This window comes from Deinococcus marmoris (assembly GCF_001949125.1).
GTDB lineage: Bacteria > Deinococcota > Deinococci > Deinococcales > Deinococcaceae > Deinococcus > Deinococcus marmoris_A.
Genome location: NZ_MSTI01000178.1, coordinates 1 through 19,837, shown reverse-complemented (window position 1 = coordinate 19,837; position 19,837 = coordinate 1). Strand labels below are relative to the sequence as shown.

General features: G+C 64.0%; 19 protein-coding genes and 1 pseudogene. 11 read left to right on the top strand and 9 right to left on the bottom strand.

All coding sequences use genetic code 11. The annotated features are described in order from the left end of the window. Positions 1-84: 84 nt before the first annotated feature. Positions 85-873: an indole-3-glycerol phosphate synthase TrpC gene (gene trpC / locus BOO71_RS25205; protein ID WP_075836983.1), complete on the bottom strand. Its 789-nt coding sequence runs from the start codon at positions 871-873 to the stop codon at positions 85-87. A gap of 89 nt (positions 874-962) precedes the next feature. Between trpC and hpt the strand changes: the two genes are divergently transcribed. From hpt to BOO71_RS25190, 4 genes and pseudogenes are all read left to right on the top strand, one after another. Continuing rightward, positions 963-1,520: a hypoxanthine phosphoribosyltransferase gene (gene hpt, locus BOO71_RS25200; RefSeq protein ID WP_075836982.1), complete on the top strand. Its 558-nt coding sequence runs from the start codon at positions 963-965 to the stop codon at positions 1,518-1,520. Between the two features lie 274 nt (positions 1,521-1,794). After that, positions 1,795-3,489: a dihydroxy-acid dehydratase gene (gene ilvD, locus BOO71_RS25195; RefSeq protein WP_075836981.1), complete on the top strand. Its 1,695-nt coding sequence runs from the start codon at positions 1,795-1,797 to the stop codon at positions 3,487-3,489. Between the two features lie 71 nt (positions 3,490-3,560). Then, positions 3,561-3,824 (top strand): annotated as a pseudogene (locus BOO71_RS29350) (winged helix-turn-helix domain-containing protein); the annotation flags it as partial. Positions 3,825-3,851: 27 nt separating this feature from the next. After that, complete coding sequence (locus BOO71_RS25190) at positions 3,852-4,472, top strand: restriction endonuclease (RefSeq protein WP_439823042.1); 621 nt, start codon at positions 3,852-3,854, stop codon at positions 4,470-4,472. Positions 4,473-4,608: 136 nt separating this feature from the next. On the opposite strand, the gene BOO71_RS25185 is transcribed toward BOO71_RS25190, so the two are convergent. The 3 genes from BOO71_RS25185 to BOO71_RS25175 form a co-directional block, all read right to left on the bottom strand. Continuing rightward, positions 4,609-6,006, bottom strand: coding sequence for a YdgA family protein (locus BOO71_RS25185; RefSeq protein ID WP_075836979.1), 1,398 nt, complete (start codon positions 6,004-6,006; stop codon positions 4,609-4,611). Between the two features lie 116 nt (positions 6,007-6,122). Further along, positions 6,123-6,530: a DUF4174 domain-containing protein gene (locus tag BOO71_RS25180; RefSeq protein ID WP_075836978.1), complete on the bottom strand. Its 408-nt coding sequence runs from the start codon at positions 6,528-6,530 to the stop codon at positions 6,123-6,125. Beyond that, a complete protein-coding gene (locus BOO71_RS25175; protein WP_439823041.1) occupies positions 6,530-7,729 on the bottom strand; it encodes an acyl-CoA dehydrogenase in 1,200 nt (399 codons plus the stop codon). The genes BOO71_RS25180 and BOO71_RS25175 overlap by 1 nt, the downstream gene beginning before the upstream one ends. Before the next feature lie 144 nt (positions 7,730-7,873). Here BOO71_RS25175 and BOO71_RS27430 point away from each other — a divergent pair, with 144 nt between their 5' ends. Further along, positions 7,874-8,071 (top strand): hypothetical protein, encoded by a 198-nt coding sequence (locus BOO71_RS27430; protein WP_139323199.1) that lies wholly within the window; start codon positions 7,874-7,876, stop codon positions 8,069-8,071. 144 nt (positions 8,072-8,215) lie between these two features. On the opposite strand, the gene BOO71_RS25170 is transcribed toward BOO71_RS27430, so the two are convergent. Both BOO71_RS25170 and BOO71_RS28150 read right to left on the bottom strand, forming a co-directional pair. Next, positions 8,216-8,662, bottom strand: a complete 447-nt coding sequence (locus BOO71_RS25170; RefSeq protein WP_075836977.1) for a type II toxin-antitoxin system death-on-curing family toxin — start codon at positions 8,660-8,662, stop codon at positions 8,216-8,218. 13 nt (positions 8,663-8,675) lie between these two features. After that, a complete protein-coding gene (locus BOO71_RS28150; RefSeq protein WP_175607538.1) occupies positions 8,676-8,843 on the bottom strand; it encodes a hypothetical protein in 168 nt (55 codons plus the stop codon). 136 nt (positions 8,844-8,979) lie between these two features. Here BOO71_RS28150 and BOO71_RS25165 point away from each other — a divergent pair, with 136 nt between their 5' ends. The 3 genes from BOO71_RS25165 to BOO71_RS25155 all read left to right on the top strand — a co-directional run bounded on the left by BOO71_RS25165 (position 8,980) and on the right by BOO71_RS25155 (position 14,051). Continuing rightward, a complete protein-coding gene (locus tag BOO71_RS25165; protein WP_075836976.1) occupies positions 8,980-10,665 on the top strand; it encodes an acyl-CoA carboxylase subunit beta in 1,686 nt (561 codons plus the stop codon). 187 nt (positions 10,666-10,852) lie between these two features. Further along, positions 10,853-12,769 (top strand): acetate--CoA ligase, encoded by a 1,917-nt coding sequence (locus BOO71_RS25160; RefSeq protein ID WP_075836975.1) that lies wholly within the window; start codon positions 10,853-10,855, stop codon positions 12,767-12,769. A gap of 70 nt (positions 12,770-12,839) precedes the next feature. Continuing rightward, entirely contained in the window at positions 12,840-14,051 is a 1,212-nt protein-coding gene (locus tag BOO71_RS25155) for an acyl-CoA dehydrogenase family protein (protein WP_075836974.1), read from the top strand. A gap of 48 nt (positions 14,052-14,099) precedes the next feature. On the opposite strand, the gene BOO71_RS25150 is transcribed toward BOO71_RS25155, so the two are convergent. Then, the gene (locus BOO71_RS25150; protein WP_075836973.1) at positions 14,100-14,630 is read right to left on the bottom strand and encodes a hypothetical protein; all 531 of its coding nucleotides are present in this window, start codon (positions 14,628-14,630) and stop codon (positions 14,100-14,102) included. A 78-nt stretch (positions 14,631-14,708) separates the two neighbouring features. On the opposite strand from BOO71_RS25150, the gene BOO71_RS25145 reads away from it, so the two are divergent. Further along, complete coding sequence (locus tag BOO71_RS25145; RefSeq protein WP_075836972.1) at positions 14,709-16,421, top strand: DNA polymerase/3'-5' exonuclease PolX; 1,713 nt, start codon at positions 14,709-14,711, stop codon at positions 16,419-16,421. A gap of 10 nt (positions 16,422-16,431) precedes the next feature. Here BOO71_RS25145 and BOO71_RS25140 read toward each other — a convergent pair whose 3' ends face one another. Both BOO71_RS25140 and BOO71_RS25135 read right to left on the bottom strand, forming a co-directional pair. Beyond that, entirely contained in the window at positions 16,432-16,995 is a 564-nt protein-coding gene (locus tag BOO71_RS25140; RefSeq protein ID WP_075836971.1) for a CAP domain-containing protein, read from the bottom strand. A gap of 218 nt (positions 16,996-17,213) precedes the next feature. Continuing rightward, on the bottom strand, positions 17,214-18,473 hold the full coding sequence (locus BOO71_RS25135) for a tetratricopeptide repeat protein (RefSeq protein WP_075836970.1): 1,260 nt from the start codon (positions 18,471-18,473) through the stop codon (positions 17,214-17,216). Between the two features lie 266 nt (positions 18,474-18,739). On the opposite strand from BOO71_RS25135, the gene coaE reads away from it, so the two are divergent. Both coaE and BOO71_RS27425 read left to right on the top strand, forming a co-directional pair. Beyond that, on the top strand, positions 18,740-19,360 hold the full coding sequence (gene coaE, locus BOO71_RS25130) for a dephospho-CoA kinase (protein ID WP_075836969.1): 621 nt from the start codon (positions 18,740-18,742) through the stop codon (positions 19,358-19,360). Positions 19,361-19,560: 200 nt separating this feature from the next. Then, positions 19,561-19,837: hypothetical protein (locus BOO71_RS27425; RefSeq protein WP_139323198.1), on the top strand; the 277-nt coding region annotated here is incomplete at its 3' end.

The following is a 19,837-nucleotide window of genomic DNA, read 5'->3' as shown; positions in this document are numbered from 1 at the left end:
TGTACCCCGTGGGCCACTTTTTTCGGGAGCAACAACTACAGCCTCACGGACATACGCCCGAAGTGGAGAAAGTCGGCAAACGGGTCAGGGCGTCATGAGCTGCCGGGCCGCCGTCCCCAGATCACCGCTGCCTGCCAGACTGCTGCCCACCAGCACAGCGTCGGCCAGCGGGCGAATCTCTGCAATCTGGTCCGGGGTGCGGTAACCGCTTTCCGCCACCAGCACGCCCGCAAAGCCGCGCTGTCGGGCCAACCGGATCAGGCGCGGACTGACCGCCAGATCGATGTTCAGGGTGGTCAGATCGCGGTTGTTCACGCCGATGATGCGCGCCTCGGCTTTCAGCGCCACGTCCAGTTCGGCCTCGTCGTGGACTTCCACCAGCGCGTCCAGACCCAGGTGGTGGGCCATTTCCAGGTATGCGCCCGTGGCCTCACCCAGCACACTGACCATCAGCAGCGCCGCCGACGCGCCCCACTCGGCGGCCTCGCGCAGCATGGCGGGATGGACCACGAAATCCTTTCGCAGGACGGGCAATCCCACTGCGCCGATCACGTCGTGCAGCGCCTGTAGATTGCCGTCGAAATGACGGGGTTCGGTCAGGACGCTGATGGCCGCCGCACCGCCCGTCTCGTAGGCCCGCGCCGCTGTCGCCGGGTCCAGCGGGGCAATCGCACCCTGGCTGGGACTGGCGCGTTTGACCTCGGCGATCAGGGCCAGTCCCGGGCCGCTCAAGGCCGCTTCAAACCGGCGAGCGGCGGGGCGCGCGGGACCGAGTTCGGGGCTGGCCGCCGCGTAATCTCCGGCCCGCTCCTGCACGATGCGGCCCAGGACACCCGGCACGCGGCTCAAGTCGAGGGAAGGCAGGCCATTCACGCGCCGGAGTATACGGGGCCGCCGCCCCACAGAGAACACGAGACAGAAGAGCGCGGAGTGGCGAAGGCGCATGTTAGCCTGACACCTATATGAGTGCTGCTTCCGGCTCCACCTCCCCTTCCCGCCTTGCTCCCGGCTCCGGCCCGGTGCAGATCACGAGTGAGCAGATTCAGGCCCGCGTCACTGAGCTGGCCGCCCGCATCCGCCAGGACTACGCGGGCCGTGAGCCGCACCTGATCTGCGTGCTGAACGGCGCGTTCATGTTCCACGCCGATCTGGTCCGCGCGCTGGACATGCCCTGCACCATGGACTTCTTGCAGGCCAGCAGCTACGGCAACGCCAAGCAGAGCAGCGGCGAGGTGCGGCTGGTCAAGGATCTGCAATTCCCGATCAGTGACCGCCACGTCATTCTGGTGGAAGACATCGTGGACACCGGCATCACCATGAATTACCTGCTGCACTACCTGGAAGGGCGCGGCCCCGCCACCATCAAGATCGCCGCGCTGCTGAGCAAACCCAGTCGCCGCAAGGTAGAGGTTCCGGTGGAATACCTGGGCTTCACCATCCCCGACGCCTTTGTGTACGGCTACGGTCTGGACAGGTCGCAATATGACCGGAACCTGCCGTTTATTACCAGTCAGGAGTAGGGCTGGAGAGGTGTGTGCTGGCGGTTTTGGGGTAACCCCTCCCCCCCTTCGGGGGACCTCCCCTTAGAAGGGAGGCAAGGAGATAGCGTGTGGCACGTTTAACTGCACCTCTCGGCTCCCTTTTGAGGGGAGCTGGCTGCGAAGCAGACTGGCTGGCACAGCTCCGCAGGAGAGGGGTTTCTTTTCACATTCCAACTCAACGGGTATTGGCCCCCCCTCTCCCCTGTCTGAGCCTCCCGGCGTGTTGACCTGACGGCAGCGCTACCCTGTAGCCATGACCGACACCGCCAAAAAGGCCAAGCTCAACTGGAACTCTCACCAGGTCACGCAGGGCGACGAACGCGCCCCCAACCGGTCCATGATGCGGGCGGTGGGCTTTCAGGACGGCGATTTTGAGAAGCCGATCATCGGCGTGGCGCACGCGCAGAGCAACATCACGCCGTGCAACAACGGTCTGGGCGAGCTGGCCGGACACATCCAGGGGGCCATTCAGGAAGGCGGCGGGATGCCGCACGTCTACGGCACAATCACCATGTCAGACGGCATCAGCATGGGAACCGAAGGCATGAAGTGTTCGCTGGTGTCGCGCGAGGTAATCGCCGACAGCATCGAAACCGTCAGCCGGGGCATGTCGCACGACGGCGTGATCGTGGTGGGCGGCTGCGACAAGAACATGCCGGGAGCCATGATCGGCATTGCGCGGCTGAACATTCCAGCTATTTTTGTGTATGGCGGGACCATCAAACCCGGCCACTACAACGGCAAAGACTTGACGCTCGTGAGCATGTTCGAGGCGGTGGGGGCCATTGGATCGGGCAAGATCAGCCGCGAAGAGTTCAACGAGATCGAGCGCCGCGCATGTCCCGGCAATGGCTCTTGCGGCGGCATGTACACCGCCAACACCATGAGCAGCGCCTTTGAAGCGATGGGGATGAGCCTGCCGAACTCCAGCACCATGAGCGCGGTGGACGCCGAAAAAGCCATTAGCAGCGCCGACAGCGCCCGCGCACTTCTCAAATTGATTGAGAACGACATTCGCCCGCTGGACATCCTGACCAAGAACGCCTTTGAGAACGCGATCACCGTCATCATGGCCGTGGGCGGCAGCACCAACGCCGTGCTGCACCTGATGGCGATTGCCCACGCCTGCGACATTGACCTGACCCTGGCGGACTTTGAGCGCATCCGCGAACGCACCCCGGTCTTCTGTGACCTCAAACCCAGCGGGCAATACGTCGCAACCGACCTGCACGAGGTGGGCGGCATTCCGCGCGTGATGAAGATGCTGCTGAAAGAGGGCCTGTTGCACGGCGACTGCCTGACCGTGACGGGCAAGACAATTGCCGAGAATCTTGAGCAGGAGCAGGATACGCCCGACGCCGGACAGGACGTGATTCGCCCCTACGCCGAGCCGCTGTACGCGCAGGGCCACCTCGCCATCCTGCGCGGCAATCTGGCCCCGGAGGGCAGCGTCGCCAAGATCAGCGGCCTGAAAAGCATCAAGATCACCGGCCCAGCGCGCGTCTTTGAATCTGAGGAGGAATCGATGCACGCCATCATGGCCGATCAGATCAACCCCGGCGACGTGCTGGTGATCCGCTACGAGGGGCCGAAGGGCGGGCCGGGCATGCGCGAGATGCTGTCGCCCACCAGCGCGATCATCGGCAAGGGCCTGGGCGACAGCGTGGGCCTGATCACTGACGGGCGTTTCTCGGGCGGCACCTTCGGGCTGGTGGTGGGCCACGTCGCCCCCGAAGCGTATGTGGGCGGCCCGATTGCCCTGATTCACGAGGGCGACACGATTGAGCTGAACGCCGAAACCTGCGAACTGACGCTGCATGTGGATGACGCCGAGATCGAGCGCCGCCGTGCCGAGTGGGTCCAGCCGGAGCCGCGTTACAAGCGCGGCGTGCTGGCGAAATACGCCAAGCTGGTAAGCAGCGCGGCGGTGGGGGCTTACACAGACTGATTGAGGAAAGTTCAGAATTGAGCCGTCTGCCGTTGGGGTGGGCGGCTCTTTTTGTTCGGCTAAAGTTGGCTATGACCGTTCCCGATTTTCAGAGCTTCTTCCGCCCAACGCTCGAAGCTCTGCAAGACGGGCGGGAGTATCGCTGGCGCGACATTCGGGAAACTGTCGCGGACCTCATGGAAATCAGCCAGGAAGATCGGGAGGACTTGGTTCCAAGCGGCGCAGAACCGAGATACGTGAACCGCATCAACTGGACAGTAACCTACTTGTCCAAGGCAGGTTTACTCACCTCTACCAAAAGAGGCCACGGGCAGATTTCAGAACGTGGCCGCGCACTGCTGAAGCAGAAATCAGGAAAGATCGTGACCTCTGATCTTGACGAGTATCCAGAGTTTCTGTCTTTCCGCACAGCCAATCGCAAATCTGACACTCAAGAAGTAGCCCCAGCGATAGCTCCAGTGCATAGCGAGTCGCCGGATGAGCAACTTGACACCCTGTACACCGAACTCAGCGCCGCCCTGGCCGACGAACTGCTCACACAGGTGCGTGCCCTTACACCGCAGCAATTTGAGATTCTGGTGGTGCAACTTCTGGTGGCAATGGGCTACGGCGGCAGCGTACGCGACGCGGGGCAGGCGCTAGGGCGCAGCGGCGACAACGGCATTGACGGCGTGGTCAAGCAAGACCCACTGGGGCTGGACAAGGTTTACGTTCAGGCCAAACAGTGGACCAACAACGTGGGCAGTCAGGAGGTTCGCAACTTCTCTGGCAGCCTGACGTATCACAAGGCGTCCAAGGGCGTTCTGATCACCACCGCAGGCTTCAGCTCAAGCGCCACGGATACGGCCCGGCAAATCGGCAACATCATTCTGATCGGCGGCGACACGCTGGCTGACTTAATGATCCAGTACGGCGTGGGCGTGATCACCCGCAGCACGTATCTGGTCAAGAAAATAGACAGCGACTTCTTTGAAGGGATTTGACGTTGCCCCACCCTGCGCCCCACCACGCCGATGCTCTGGCAACATGCGTGAAGCTGTGGCAAGACCCGGTAGCCACGCGCCATACGTTGAGCAAACCACTAACACGGCAGGACATGTGGAGGCGGCTCTTTAGCCTCTAGAATCCGCCACCCAGCGCCTGACCGTTGATGGTGGCCTCGCCACTTCCAAAGGCCAGAGTGCTGACCAGATCGTTGCCCTGGCGTTCCAGATAGCCCATGTCGATCAGGGATTGAACGCCAGCGGCGGCGTCGGGGGATAGCGCACCCAGCAATTCGCGCAGCGCAGGCTCGGCGGCCTTGAGCTGCGCCTGCACCTTGACCATGCCCAGCGCCAGTGCCGGGCTGGACGCCAGCATCTGGGCGGTTTCGGCGTCCAGTTCACTGGCTCCAGGCAGCTCGGCCTTGCCCGTCAGCACGATATCGCCGCCCGTCTGCGTGAGGCTCAGGCGGTCAATGGCGAACACTGGCCCGGCCCGCAGCAGCGCCAGCGCGTCATCGGTCAGGGCCTTTTTCTGCGCCTCGCTCAGGTCCGCCGCGTCGGGATCGTCCTGGAGTTGCTGGCCCAGGGTTTGCAGGGTGGTGACCATGCGGGCCAGCGGTTCCCGGCTCAGGTGGCCCATGCTCAGGTGAAGCTGCACATTCTTCAGACTCTGCGTGCCGCTTCCCAGCCCTGAGAATCCGAGCTGCCCGATGTTGTACTGGACGCCGCCACTGTAAAAACCGTCCTTGAGCGTGCTGACGCTGCTGACCTTGAGGTCTTTGAGGTCCAGCCCATCCTGCGCCCCGCCAGATGTACCGCCGTAAGTCGCGGACGCCAGCGTCAGCACCTGCTCGCCCACCCCCAGCGGATCGTCCGCGTTCTGCTTGACGGCGTTGCCGTTCAGGGCCATGCCGCTGATGGTCAGCACCCCGTCCTCCGAGGTGAGCTTGAATTCAGGCCAGCTCAGCCGCGTGCTGGACTTCAGGCCACTGTTCTCGATGTCGCCGGTCATGGCCTGCCAGCTCAACGTGGAGCTTCCCACGTCGCCCTCCTCAAGCAGCGTGCCAGCCGGAATGTCGAGGTGGGTGGAGGTGCCGCCGCCCAGCCCCACGACAGTGCGGATGGTGGGTTTCTGGTTCCCGAACGCCTTCTCGACTCTGGACTGAAGGGCCGGATCAGCAAAACGGACCTCGGTATCGACGATGGCATTACCCACTGCCTGGAAACCCGGAAATGGCCCGTGCTGAATGTGGTTGACCACGATCAGGGCCACATCTTCCGTTCCCTTGCCCAGCGTCACATTCATGGTCTGGGTGCTGCTTAAAAGGCCGCGCTGGTAGGTGGAAGATTTGACTTTGGCATAGCCCGTGGCCTCCAGTTGGGCCTCAAGCGTCTGGGCCAGGGTTTGCTGGGTCTGGGCGGTCTGGTTGCTGGTGTACGCCGTCGCCCCGGCCAATGCGCCGACAACGAGCAGAACACCCACACCCAGCGCGGGCAGGCGGGAACGGCGGGCAGGAGAACGGAGGTTTGCCATACAGCCGATCTTAATTGAAGATGCCGGGTCAGGAAGACAGCAACCCCTCCTCCCACCCCCTTCTCTTAATGGAGGTCAAAAAGACAGGCCGCTTACAAAACTTCCGCCTCCCTACACTAACGCCCCCGCACCCGCTGCTCCTGCCGCCGCATGGGCATGGTGTCTACCAGCGCGGCCACCGTGTTCAGGGCCGGGAAGGTCTGGTAGTGCGCCTTGATTCCCGTGTCCTTGCCGATCAGCGCGGCGCGGCCATACTGCGCGCCCACCTTGCCGCCGGGATCGGCCAGCAGGGTCAGCATCAATGCGGCTGGGCCGTTCAGGCGGGCGTCACCGGGGGGCAGCAGCGCCACCACGCGCAGGTCACGCACCTGCAATTCGGCGTCCTGTCGCCGCACTCCGGCCAGATAGGCGGCAGGAGGGTTGCTGACGATCAGCACGCGCTCCTTGCCCAGCACCCCGGCCAGGGACCACGGCTGACCCTGCGCGGTCTGGAGGGTAAACCCCAGCGCCAGCGCCACCAGCATCAGCCTTCCAGTTCCGCGAAGACGGCCCGGCTGATCACCAGTTGCTGAATCTCGGAAGTTCCCTCGTAAATCTCGGTGACCTTGGCGTCGCGGAACAGGCGTTCCACCGGGTAATCGCGGCTGTACCCGTTGCCGCCGAAGATCTGAATGGCATCTCTCGCGCAGTCCACCGCTGCCTCGGAGGCCAGCAGTTTGGCCATGCTGGCCTCCTTGCCGTACGGAACGCCCTGATCCTTGAGCCACGCGGCTTTCAGGGCCACCAGCCGCACACTCTCGATGCGGGCGGCCATGCGGGCGATCTTGAACGACACGCCCTCAAACTCGCGCAGTTTCTTGCCGAACTGCTCGCGCTCGTTGGCATATTTAGTGGCGTGTTCCAGCGCCGCGCGGGCAATGCCGATGGCCTGCATGGCAATCCCGATGCGCCCGGCGTCCAGGCTGGCGAGGGCCACGATCAATCCCTGGCCTTCCTCGCCCACCATGTTCTCGTGGGGCACACGCACGCCGTCGAAGGTGACGGTGGTGGTGTGTGCGGCATGCATGCCCAGCTTTTCCTCGGGCTTGCCGAAGCTCAGGCCATCCGTGTCCTTCTCGACGATAAAGCAGCTCACGCCGCGTGCGCCAGGGCCGCCCGTGCGGGCCATGACCAGATACGTTTCGGCCTGACCGCCGCTGGTGATCCAGGCTTTCGCGCCGTCCAGCACCCAGTCGTCGCCATCACGAACCGCTTTCAGGCGCAGGCTGGCGGCGTCGCTGCCCGCGCTGGCTTCCGTCAGGCAGAACGCACCGATCTTCTCTCCGCTGGCGAGAGGTCTGAGGTACTTCTCGCGCTGGGCATCGGTGCCGTACTTGAAGATCATCTGCTCGGGCAGGCCGTTCTGCACGCTGACGATCACACCCACACTGGCGTCCGCCGCACAGATTTCTTCCAGGCACAGGGCGTAGGTCACGCTGTCCAGGGCCGCGCCGCCCCACATTTCCGGCACCGTGGCCCCCAGCAGGCCCATCTCGGCCAGCCCGCGCAACTGCTGGTGCGGGAACTCGCCGCTGCGGTCATATTCGGCGGCATGCGGCGCGATCTCGGCGCGGCAGAAGTCGCGGACGTGTTGCAGGATCATGCGGCTATCGTCGTTCAGGGCAAACCCCATACCACTGGTCATCCCGCTCTCGGCGGGAACGGGCGTATCAGTCACGGTCATGGGGCAGTTTAACAAGCGGAGGCCGGGCCAAACGCCCGTTAGGCTGGAGGCGGCGTCATCTGGTGTTCACCAAATATTTGTGGTCCCAGACGCATCCCAATAACTGTCAGTGTTTTGTATTAACCAACCTCTTACCTTATGCACATGTCCTACACCCTCCTGAGACCCACCGCGAATGGCATGGAAAACGTCGGCTGCTTTGAAACCTACCGTGCCATCCGCGCGGCTTCTCAGGAGGGTTACGGCTATACCGTGGCCGAAATCTCAGATGACCATGTCGAGATCGAAGATGACCGGGGCCGCATGTTATATCTGATCACCTGGACGCGCGAAGACAACTGATTTCCTGGTCTGAAAATAACCTTACCTATATCAATACGCCACCTGTAACCATAAACATAGATCTACATCATTCGGTTACATGTGAATCTCTGCCTCCATACGACAGCTCTGGAGGCAGATGTTTTTTTTGTCAGCACAGATTTTTCAGGCTTCAGCGTCGGCGGGATCAATGCCACACCACAGCATCAGGGTCACGCGCAGGCCCGCCACATCCAGCAGGTTCATGGCCGCGAGGATGGCGGCGGTCAGCTTTTCGCGTTCGGTTGGATCGGGGTAAAGGTCATTCTGTTCCAACGTTGCCAGCATAACCAGCAACGCCGTGCGCTTGTTGCCGTCGCTGAATCCGTGATCATGGGCCAGCGTGTAGCCGATGGCGGCAACCTTGGTCAGAAAGGTGGGATAGGCGTCCTTACCCATCACAGAGGTCACGGGCTTGTTGACGGCACTTTCAATCACGCCGACATGCGCCACACCAGAACGCCCTTCAGACACCTCCAGAACATCGTCGTGAAGTTCCAGGACGTACTTTTTGGTGGGGAAATTCTGACCCCGGTAGCGATAGAAGTAGGTGGCAGCCAGAGGGCCAGTCATGACCTGTGCCGCTTCACAGCTTGGCTAGAGCCTGAAGGACCGCTGCGTTTCGGCGCACGATGTCTTTCATCTCTGCGCGAATTTCCTCGTCGGTTTTTTCGCGCTGAGGGGGGCCAACCACGTCTCTCGCCTTGCGAAAAACCAGCGGGTCACGGGGGACTCTGGGATCAACTTCAGTCATGCAGTGTCCTCCTTACACCCAACGATACCGCCACCGCCCCGTCTTTACCGTGTCCAGACCACCGGGCCGTACTCCCCAGACTGTGTTTCCACTTGCCCCACAACCTAACGAGCGTTTGTTAGACTGTCCGGTACAGATGACCGAAACCGACACCAGCGCCCCGGCGCAGTCTGCCGCCAGTTCAGGGCCAGTCAGCTCCGCGTGGGCTGAAGCTCTGGCACGCCTTGAGGCCGATAAGAACAAGGTTCACGCAGGCGGCGGAGCAAAGGCCCAGGCCCGCCAGCACGACAAGAACCGCCTGACCGCCCGTGAACGCATTGCCCGCCTGACCGACGAAGGCACGCCCTTCGACGAGCTGATGACCTTTGCCGGGTGGGAGATGTACACCGATGTCGGCGGCTGCCCCAGCGGCGGCGTGGTCACCGGAATTGGCACTGTGGCAGGCCGTCCGTGGATGGTCATTGCCAACGACGCCACCGTCAAGGCGGGCGCGTTCTTCCCAATTACCGCCAAGAAGGTGATCCGGGCGCAGACCATCGCGCTGGAAAACCATCTGCCGCTGATCTATCTGGTGGACAGCGCGGGCGTCTACCTTCCCATGCAGGACGAGATTTTCCCCGATCAGGACGACTTCGGGCGCGTGTTCTATCTGAACGCCCGCATGAGCGCGCGGGGCATTCCGCAGATCGCCGCCATCATGGGCAACTGCGTGGCGGGCGGGGCGTACCTGCCGGTGATGTGCGACACCCTGATCATGACCGAGGGTTCGGGCCTGTATCTGGCCGGGCCTGCGCTGGTGCGCGCCGCCATTGGTCAGGTGGTGGACTCCGAGGAACTGGGCGGGGCCGACATGCACGCGGCGATTGCCGGAACCGTGGATTACAAGGAGCCGGACGACGATGCCGCACTGCGGCGGGTGCGGGCACTGGCCGATCTGTACGCGCAGGGCGACGTTGCGCCGTGGGCCAGACGCCGGGCGGAGGTTCGGGAAGCTTCGGGGCGTGACCTGAGCGAGATTGTCGGCTTTGAGAGCGGCAAGACCTACGACGTGCGGGACCTGATCACGTCCATTACCGACGGCGGCGAGTTCCACGAGTTCAAGCCGGAATACGGCGAAACCATCGTGTGCGGCTTCTCGCGGGTGGGCGGCTACCCGGTGGCCTTCGTCGCCAACCAGCGCACCGTGATCAAGAAGAAGCTCAAGTCAGGCGGCGAACCGGGACTGCGGACGCGCATTGAGGTGGGTGGCGTCATCTACGGCGACTCTGCCGACAAGGCCGCCCGCTTCATTCTGGACGCCAATCAGGCGGGTGTGCCCCTCGTCTTCCTGTCCGACGTGACGGGCTTCATGGTGGGCCGCGATTCCGAGCAGGAAGGCATCATCCGCCGGGGCGCGAAGCTGGTAAACGCCGTGAGCAACAGCGTGGTGCCCAAGATCACCATCATCACGGGCGGCAGCTTCGGCGCGGGCAACTACGCCATGAACGGCAAGGCCTTCGGCCCGCGCTTCATCTTCGCGTGGCCCAGCGCCAAGTACGCGGTGATGAGCGGCAACGCGGCGGCCAAAACCCTGATGGACATTCAACTCGCGGCCCTGAAACGCGCCGGACATGAGCCGGACGACGAGGAATTGAAGCGCCTCTACGACGAGGTCAAGTCCAAGTACGACACCGAACTCGATCCCCGCTATGCCGCCGCCCGCCTGTGGGTGGACGAGATCATTCCGCCCAACGATACCCGTGACCGCCTGATCCGTGCGCTGGACGCCTGCGCGGGCAACCCGCATCAGGACGAACTGCGGGTGGGCGTGTTTCAGGTGTGAAACCGCGTGACTGAGCTGCGGGGTCCAAGGGTCAAAAGTCTAAAGGTCTAAGGAAAAGACCAGACCCGGCCACCTTCCTCCTCCCCATCACACGAACTTCGTACTGCAATCCCTGGCTTTTCTCCCTTCTTAGACCCTTTGACCTTCAGACCCTTAGACCTCATAGACCTTCCCGGAGGGAACCCCCATGACCACAACGCCCCCCCTGCTCGATCAAGCCCTCGTTTCGCCGGATGCGGCCCTGAAAGGTCAGGCGGTTATCTCGGCGCAGGAGGCACAGCGTCTGCGGGCGCTGCCGCCCACCGAGTACTGGGCCGGGGTGGCCGCCGAGCTGGAGTGGGCCGAGCCGTGGACACAGATTCTGGACGGCGAGCTGGGGGACTTCCGCTACTTCGTGGGCGCGAGGGGCAATGTCAGTGTCAACTGCCTGGATCGCCACGCGGCCAAGACCCCCGAAAAGGTGGCCCTGCACTACGAGCGCGAGGACGGCCTGACCGAAACCTGGACATATGGCCGCCTGACCACCGAGACGGCCCGCTTCGCCGCAGTGCTGGAGGATCTGGGCGTGGGACAAGGTGACCGGGTGTCGCTGCTGCTCTCCAACATCCCCGAAGCGTTTATCGCCATTCACGCCTGTTACCGAATTGGCGCGATCTACTCGGTGATCTTCGCGGGCTTCTCGGCGGCGGCGGTGCGTGACCGTCTGGAAGACGCCCGGCCCAGGGTGGTCATCGTTGCCGACGGCACGCTGCGGCGCGGCAAGGTGGTGGCCCTCAAACCCGTGCTGGACGAGGCGCGGCGCGGCATAGAGAGCATTGAACACGTCATCGTCATCAACCGCCTGAATCTGGATGTGACTTCTCAGCCAGACGAACACGACTGGGCCGCGCTGATGGCCCGCACCGAGCGCCTGGCCGCGCCCGTGATGCTGGAGGCCAACGATCCCGGCTTCATCATCTATACCTCTGGCACCACCAGCAAGCCCAAGGGGCTGGTGCATTCGGGGCTGGGGTTTCTGGTGGGCACCTACGCCAACGTCAAGTGGTCACTGAACCTGCGCCCACAGGACAGCTACTGGTGTACGGCGGACGTGGGCTGGCTGGTGGTGCCGATCTTTGCGCTGGTGGGCGGCATGGCAAACGGCGTGACACAGGTGCTGTATGAGGGCAGCATCGACACCCCCACGCCGGGCCGCCCCTACGAACTGATCGAAAAGTACGGCGTCAATAAGATCTTTACAGCCCCCACCGCCCTGCGGATGCTGCGCCGCGCCGGACAGGACGCGCTGGAGGGCCATGATCTGAGCAAGGTGGAGCTGATCTCGCTGGTGGGCGAGCCGCTGGATCCCGAAACCTGGCACTGGACGGCTGATACCTTCGGCGCATTTGTCAACAACACCTATGGCCAGACCGAGACCGGCACGGCCTGGGCCTCAGCCATCGTAGGCGTGACCGACACCAAGGCCGGTTCCTGCGGCCAGACGCTGCCGGGCTACCGCGCCGAGATTGTGGACGAGGGCGGGCAGCCGGTGGAGGCCGGGCAACTGGGCTTCCTGACCCTGACCGAGCCGTTTCCCTGTCTGGCGCGCACGGTCTGGGGCAGTCCGCAGCGGTATCACGACACCTATTTCAGCGAGTTTCCGGGCCGCTACGCCAGCGCCGACGCCGCCCTGTTCGACGCGGACGGGCAACTGTGGGTGACGGGCCGGGTGGACGACGTGATGAACGTGTCGGGCCACCGCATCGGCACGATGGAGCTGGAAGCCGCTTTAATCACCCACCCGGCGGTCAGCGAGGCGGCGGTGGTGGCCTGCCCCGACGAGCTGCGCGGCGCGGTGCCGGTGGCCTTCGTGGTGCCGCGCGCCGGTGTAGGTGATGGCGCGGGCCTGAACGAGGAACTGGCCGAGGCCATCGTGCGTGGCGTGGGCAAATACGCCCGCCCCGCCGCCGTGCATGTGGTACCCACTTTGCCCCGCACCCGCAGCGGCAAGATCATGCGCCGCCTGCTGCGCGATCTGCTGGAACACGGCGAGGTCAGGGGCGATCTGAGCAGCCTGGAAAACCCCGACGCCCTAGATGTGGTGCTGTCGCACCTTCAGCGCTAATTCCACCAGAAACATCCACCCAATCTCTCCTTTGACCCTTTGACCTTTAGACCTTGCCGGAGGCAACATTATGACCAGCACCCTGGAACGCACCACCGCCGCCATCAGCCCCAACGTCGAGCCTATGAACGACGATCAGCGCACGATTGTCAGTGCCCTCAAGTCCTTCCTCAAGAACAAGGTGGAGCCGGGCGCTGCCGAGCGCGATCAGACCAGCGAGTTCCCCATGCAGATCGTCAAGGAACTGGGCGAGATGGGCATCATGGGCGCGCAGACGCCGGAGGAATACGGCGGCTCGGCGCTGGACACCGCCACCTTCGCCATGATCATCGAGGAAATCGCAGCGGTGGACGGTTCGCTGTGCCTGACCGTCGCCAGCCACAACTCGCTGTGTCAGGGCCACATCCTGATCGGCGGCACGGAAGCGCAGAAGCAGAAATTCCTGCCAGACCTTGCCAGCGCGAAGAAGCTGGGCGCGTGGGGCCTGACCGAACCCGGCAGCGGCAGCGACAGCGGCGGCCTTCAAACGAAGGCAGTGGAGCAGGCGGACGGCTCGTGGATTCTGAACGGCTCCAAGAACTTCATCACGCAGGGCAGCGTGGGCGGCACCTACGTGATCCTGGCCCGCACCGACGCCGCCCGCGAGGGCAAGGGCAAGAACGACGGCATCAGCGCCTTTGTGTTCAACCGCGATGAGGTTCAGGGCTTTTCGATTGGCCGCAAAGAAGACAAGCTGGGATTGAGGAGCAGTGATACCGCGCAACTGATCTTCGAGGACATCCACCTGGGGGCTGATGCCCTGCTGGGCGAGCGCGGCAACGCCTTCAAGGACGTCATGAAGGTGCTGGACGGCGGGCGCGTGGGGATTGCCGCGATGGGCCTGGGCCTGGGCCGCGCCGCCTTCGAGTTTGCCGCCAAATACACGCTGGGGCGCGAACAGTTCGGCAAGCCGATTGCCTACAACCAGGACATCTCCTTCCGGCTGGCGAACATGGACACCAAGCTGGAAGCCGCACGCCTGCTGATCCGCAAGGCCGCCGACCTGAAGGACGCGGGCGAGAACTTCACCACGCCCGTGGCCCGCGCCAAGCTGTTTGCCACCACCGTGGGCGTGGAAGCCTGCGACGAGGCCATTCAGATGCTGGGCGGCTACGGCTACGTCAAGGAATACCCCGTCGAACGCTTCTGGCGCGACAACCGCCTGACCCGCATCGGAGAAGGCACCGACGAGGTGCAGCGTCTGGTGATCAGCCGGGACGTTTTGAAGCGCTTCGCAGACTGATTAGATTTAGACAAAAAGGGGTGGGAAGCGTGATGCTTCCCGCCTTTTTCAATCCCCTTCCAACTCCTCCATAAACTCGTCGTAAAGCCATTGGAGCTGATCGGAAAAGCCGTAGCCGAAGCCGCCGCCGTCCTTGACCAGCGCAGTCAGGCGTTTGTGTGGCACGGCGTCTGCGTCCAGCGTGCGCGCCCGCTTCAGCGCCGACTCGAAGACCTTTTCCATGCTGCTGTAATTGTTTTCCGGCCAGTCGCCGTAGGCGTTCAGGCAGCGAATCCCCGCCTCCACGTAGCGCAGTTCCGCGTCCAGCGCCTGCATGGGCGAGGCGACTTTCAGGTACGCGGCCAGCGCCTTTTTCGCCCCGCCCACCCGCATGGTAGGCATCCGGCCCTCATCGCGGAACGCCCTGAGCAGTTCGCTGTCCAGCTTGGCGAGCAGGTCGCTGCTGTCGCCTTCCAGCAGCGCCGTCAACAGGCGTTTGTTGGTCACGTTGGCCTTGAACAGCTCCTCGATCAGGCCACGCAATTCGGGGGCGTCCATCTCTTGCGTGGACTTTCGCAACTGGGTCAGGGTCAGTGGCATGGCCGTATTCTGCCCAGGATGAACATCGCCCGGCAAGCGGCGACGGAAAATGGAGGCGGGCTGCACTAAACTGCCCCCGTGGCTGACCTGACCCGCAAATCCCTTGTCCACGCCCTCAATTCCACCGCCGATCTGCTGGACCTGCTGGGCGAGGAGGCCTTCCGGGCGCAGGCGTACCGCAGCGCAGCCCGCAGTCTGGAGGGGCTGGAGGCGGAAGCGTCCGAGCTGGCGGCAAAGAATTTTGCGGGCATTCCCAAGGTGGGCAAGAACATCGCCGCCGAGCTGGGCGCGTACATGCAGAGCGGCACCTTTGGCCCGCTGGAGGACGCTGCCAGCCAGATTCCCCCTGGTGTGCTGGGATTGTTCCGGGTGCGCGGGCTGGGGCCAAAGAAGATTCGCGCCCTGTGGGACGCCGGATTCGACTCGCTGGAACGCCTGCGCGAGGGCGCACAGAGCGGCGGGGTGGCGGGGACCAAGGGATTTGGGGCAAAGAGCGCGGCCACCATTCTGGAGGCGGTGGATTTCGCGCTGGCCTCGCAGGAACGCCAGAGCCTCAGCACCGGGCTGGACGTCTCGGGGGCGCTGGCGGCGCGACTGGCCGATCTGGACGGACGAATCGCGGGCGACGCGCGGCGCGGCCTGGACACCGTGCGGGTGGCCCGCGTGACGGTGACTGGCACGTCTGAAGAGGTTACGGCGCGGCTGGCAGGCATGGTGGAAGATCTGGCCCCGGTGGAGAAAAAGCCGGTGCTGGCGGGCCGGGTGGATGGGGTACCCGTGGAAATCGCCTACGCGCCAGCCGGGACACGCGGCGCACTCGATCTGATGATGGGCGGCCCGGCGAAGTACCGCGAGGAACTGCGGGCCGACGCGAAGGCGAAGGGCTTCGATCTCAGCGGACGTGGGCTGAAGAAAGATGGCGTCCTGATCCCCACCCCCACCGAGCAGGACGTGACCGACGCCCTGGGCCTATCCCTACGCCCCGCCGAGTACCGCGAACCCGAACACGATGGAATCTGGCAGACACTGCCGCCGCCGGAGGCACTGGTCACGGTGGGCGATCTGCGCGGGATGCTGCACACCCACTCGGTCTGGTCCGACGGCGCGGCGACGGTGCGCGACATGGTGGGGGCGACAGTGGGTCTGGGCCACGGCCACAATGAACACTATCTGGGCACCGGGGACCACTCACGCGCCGCGCACTACGCCAACGGCCTGAGCATCGAGCGCCTGCACGCCTACATCGCCGAAATCCGGGCTTTGCAGGCCGAGGGGCTGCCCGTGCTGGCCGGAGCCGAGGTGGACATTCTGGACGACGGCTCGCTGGACTACCCGGATGACGTGCTGCTGGAACTGGATTACGTCGTCGCCAGCGTCCACAGCCTGTTCACGCTGGACCCGGCTAGGCAGACCGAACGGCTGGTGCTGGCGGCCTCACACCCGCTCATTACCATTCTGGGACATCCGACGGGCCGCCTGCTGCTGCGCCGCCCCGGCTATGCGCTGGACCTGGAAGCCGTGCTGGCCGCCTGCGAGGCCAACGGTACAGTTGTGGAGATCAACGCCAACGCCGCCCGCCTGGACCTGGACTGGCGCGACGCCCTGCGCTGGCGCGAGCGCCTGACCTTCGCCATCAACACCGACGCCCACGTTGCCAGCGGCCTGTCCGATACCCGTTTCGGCGTGGCGGTGGCGCGCAAGGCGGGGCTGAGGCCGGATCAGATCATTAACACGCTGGGGCAGGCAGAGTTTCTGGCGTTCGTGGCGCGGCAGAGGGCGACGCGGGGCTGATCTTTTTTGGTTAGCGGCTCCCGAAATCTTGCACCCAGTAGGCGTTGTACTCGCCACCCGTGCTGGGGGCGTAACCGAAGCCCACTTCCTTAAGGGCCGGGTCCATCAGGGTTTCGCAGTGGCCTGTCTTACTGGCCAGCCAGGCGGTCATCGCCTCCGGGACCTGGGTGTCGCTGAAGCCCGCCGCGATGTTCTCGCCCAGATTCTTCCAGTCGGTGTAACCGGCGGCCTCGACACGCATCTGCATGGTCCCACCATCCGGTGAAACATGGTCAAAGTAGTTGCGAGACGCCATGTCCTGCGCGTGGGCGCGGGCAGCCTTGCCCAGCAGGCCATTCCAGGCCAGAGCAGGAGCCGCCGCAAAATCCTTGCCCTGGCATTTGCGCGCGGTGGCGCGGGCCGTGTTCACCGCCTGAAGCATCCGGGTTTCTGCGGGACTGGGGTCCGGTCCCCCGCCCTGGCCGCCCTGCTTGTCCGGGGCAGGCGTTCCTCCACCGCTACAGGCAGTCAGAAGCAATGTGCAGGTCAGCAGCAGGCCGCCCAGGAAACGGGGAGAGGATGGGATGTTCTGCATCAGAAAACTCCTTTTGAATGGCCCAGCGGGTAAATACCGAACTCTCCACAGGCTAGGACGGCTGGCCTTGCCAGGAGATGACAGCGAAAAAGATGAAGGGGGGATGTGGAGCGTGATGATAGCAAACATGCTCCAGCCCATGCCAGAGGCACATCCTGTGCCAGAAGAAGGGAGCCACATGCACACGGCACTGGCTCCCCCTTTAACCGATTGACGCTCTAGCGCACGCGGGCCAGACCGTCCTGCGCGGCCTTGTACGCCGGGCTGAGTTGCAGGGCGCGCTCGTAGTTGTCGCGGGCCTTCAGGCGGTCCGGGGCCACCGCGCCCGCGCCGCGCTCGTAGCTGAGGCCCAGGTAATACAGGTATTCGGGGGTGCGGCTGCCCAGCGTGGCGGCGCGGGTCAACGAGTCGCGCGCGCCCTTGAGATCACCGACATCCAGGCTCAGGCGGCCCAGATAGTAGTAGAACTCGGGGTTGCGCAGCGGATCCAGGGTCACGGCCTGGGTGAGCTGGGTCTTGGCGGTGGCACGGTCCCCGGCCAGATAGCTGACCACGCCGTACTGCCCCACCGCGTAGGCGTTGGTGGGGGCCAGCCGGGCAGCCTGGGCCGCCTCGGACTTGGCCGCGCCCGCGTCGCCGTTCAGGGCCAGCAGTTTGGCGTAGTACGCGCGGTTGTAGGGATCGCGCGGATCGGCGATGACCGCCTGTTGCAGGTAATCCAGCGCCGCCTTGAGGTCCCCGGTGGCGTAGTACATGTCCCCCAGGTTGAACAGCAGCACGCTGTTGTCGGGGTTCAGGGTGTTGGCCTGCTTGAAAGCCTCGATGGCCTTGCCCACGTCGCCCTGCAACTTGTACACGTAGCCCCGGTCGTTGTAGATCCGGCTGAGACTGACCTCGCCCGGCTTGCCCGTCTGCGCTCTGGCAATGGTTTCGGCGCTGTCCAGCACCTTCAGCGCCTCGGGGAGGTTGCCCACGAACGCCTGCGGATCGCCTGAGCCGATGTACTGCTGCACATACGCCTGCGACAGGTAGATGTAGGCATTCAGGTTGACCGCGTCCAGCTCCAGCGCATTCTTGAGCGTGTCCAGCGCCGGGCCGAACAGACGCAGCTTGACCTGCGAACGCCCCAGCCCCAGCAGGGCGTCCACATTTTTGGGGTCCAGCTCGGAGGCGGCGCGGAAGGCCACATACGCCTCGTCGTACTTGCCCTGCTCGTAATTGAACACGCCCTGCGCCACGTAGTTGGCCGCTGGAATGGTGCGCGCTGGCGTGGGGGGGGCAGGAGCGGGCGTGACCGGGGCGGGGGCAGGTGCCGTTGGCGTGACGGGTGCAGGCGTAACAGGCGTGGTCTGCGCGGGCGGCGTCTGGACCGGGGCGGGTGGCTGCGCCATCTGGTTCTGGGCCAGCGCGTGGCCCGGTGCGGCCAGAAGTGCGGCGGCCAGGAACAGCAGGCCGGAAATACTCTTGCGTCGATTCACTTGGAAAACCTCCGTGGGTTGGTGGTGGTGGGGTAAGTTCCACAGATCATACTGTGCCGATCCCTCCTGGCCATCCGAAACCACGTCCTGATCGTCATGGGACACGCCCGGCATGATACGGGAGTGCCGGGCGCGCGGGGGTGAAGTGCCAGTGAGAGCGGGCCAGTGAGAGCAGGCCAGCGGGACGCGCGGGGGATTCATCTGCCCGCAGTGTCCATCACCTCTTTGACGCGGGGCTGACGAGCCACTCCCGTATAGTCATCGCCATGACGGCTCCCAAAACCTCTGCCGCCCACCCCCGCCGTCTAGGCCTGACCGGCAGCATCGGTGCGGGCAAAAGCACCGTGGCGACGCTGCTGCGCGCACGCGGGCTGACCGTGCTGGACGCCGACGCCCAGGCCCGGCTAGTCACGGAGGAACCGGAAACGCTGGCCCAGATTGAGGCCACCTTTCCCGGCACGGTCAGGGGCGGCGTGCTGGACCGCCCGGCCCTGTCCGCCGTCGCCTTTGCCGATCCGGCCCGGCTGGCCGAGCTGAACGCGATTGTCCACCCGCGCGTGCGCGCCCGCATGACTGCGCTGGAACAGCAGGCCGTGGCGGACGGCGCGCGGTGGACCGTGCAGGACGTGCCGCTGCTGTTCGAGGGTGGTCTGGAAGCCAGCATGGATGCCGTGCTGGTGGTGGACGCCCCGCTGGAGCGGCGTGTGGCGCGCGTGATGGAGCGCAGCCAGTTCTCGCGTGAAGAGGTGCTGGCCAGAGACGCCCGCCAGACCTCCGCCATCGAGAAGCGGCAGAAGGCTGACTTTGTGATCGAGAACGGCGGCACTGTGGAGGATTTAGAAGCTCAGGTGGATGTGGCGCTTCAGGCGCTGGGAATTCATCAATGATTCGGACAGTTTTGACGAAAAATTGAAATGGACCAAAAAAAGGGTCTCCGCTAGGGTGAAGTTCTCAAGACTGCCCCCAGGAGACCCGATGACCATTTTACCCGTACTACTGACTTTGCTTCATCTTCCTCTTCTACTCATGAGTTGCAATGTGTGTATATCGATAAAAAGCACGTCTGGAACGTGCTTCTCTTGTTGGTATGAACAACGCAATCGAAGCTGTCCCAGACGCCCTGCAACTGTACCGTGATATCGAGCGGGAATTTACCCCCACCGCCTGGCGAAGCTGGGATGCTGCTCTCGGATCGTTCCTTGATCCAGAACGGGCCACGCTCCTGAAGAACATGACGGGCATTTCCAAAAGCACCGCAAGCCGTCACCTCAATGCTGGGGGGCCACTGCAACCATGCCAGCGCCATCTGTGGCGCTGGCAAGTCGAGCAACTCCATAAATACGCCCACCAGATCAGGCGTTCGC

Coding starts and splice junctions, on each gene's coding strand:
- BOO71_RS25185 (WP_075836979.1), bottom strand. CDS start 6,006: ATGGCAAACCTCCGTTCTCCTGCCCGCCGTTCCCGCCTGCCCGCGCTG.
- BOO71_RS25160 (WP_075836975.1), top strand. CDS start 10,853: ATGACCACAACGCCCCCCCTGCTCGATCAAGCCCTCGTTTCGCCGGAT.
- BOO71_RS25140 (WP_075836971.1), bottom strand. CDS start 16,995: ATGCAGAACATCCCATCCTCTCCCCGTTTCCTGGGCGGCCTGCTGCTG.
- ilvD (WP_075836981.1), top strand. CDS start 1,795: ATGACCGACACCGCCAAAAAGGCCAAGCTCAACTGGAACTCTCACCAG.
- BOO71_RS27430 (WP_139323199.1), top strand. CDS start 7,874: ATGTCCTACACCCTCCTGAGACCCACCGCGAATGGCATGGAAAACGTC.
- hpt (WP_075836982.1), top strand. CDS start 963: ATGAGTGCTGCTTCCGGCTCCACCTCCCCTTCCCGCCTTGCTCCCGGC.
- BOO71_RS25170 (WP_075836977.1), bottom strand. CDS start 8,662: ATGACTGGCCCTCTGGCTGCCACCTACTTCTATCGCTACCGGGGTCAG.
- BOO71_RS25180 (WP_075836978.1), bottom strand. CDS start 6,530: ATGCTGGTGGCGCTGGCGCTGGGGTTTACCCTCCAGACCGCGCAGGGT.
- BOO71_RS25165 (WP_075836976.1), top strand. CDS start 8,980: ATGACCGAAACCGACACCAGCGCCCCGGCGCAGTCTGCCGCCAGTTCA.
- BOO71_RS28150 (WP_175607538.1), bottom strand. CDS start 8,843: ATGACTGAAGTTGATCCCAGAGTCCCCCGTGACCCGCTGGTTTTTCGC.
- BOO71_RS25150 (WP_075836973.1), bottom strand. CDS start 14,630: ATGCCACTGACCCTGACCCAGTTGCGAAAGTCCACGCAAGAGATGGAC.
- BOO71_RS25175 (WP_439823041.1), bottom strand. CDS start 7,729: ATGACCGTGACTGATACGCCCGTTCCCGCCGAGAGCGGGATGACCAGT.
- coaE (WP_075836969.1), top strand. CDS start 18,740: ATGACGGCTCCCAAAACCTCTGCCGCCCACCCCCGCCGTCTAGGCCTG.
- BOO71_RS25155 (WP_075836974.1), top strand. CDS start 12,840: ATGACCAGCACCCTGGAACGCACCACCGCCGCCATCAGCCCCAACGTC.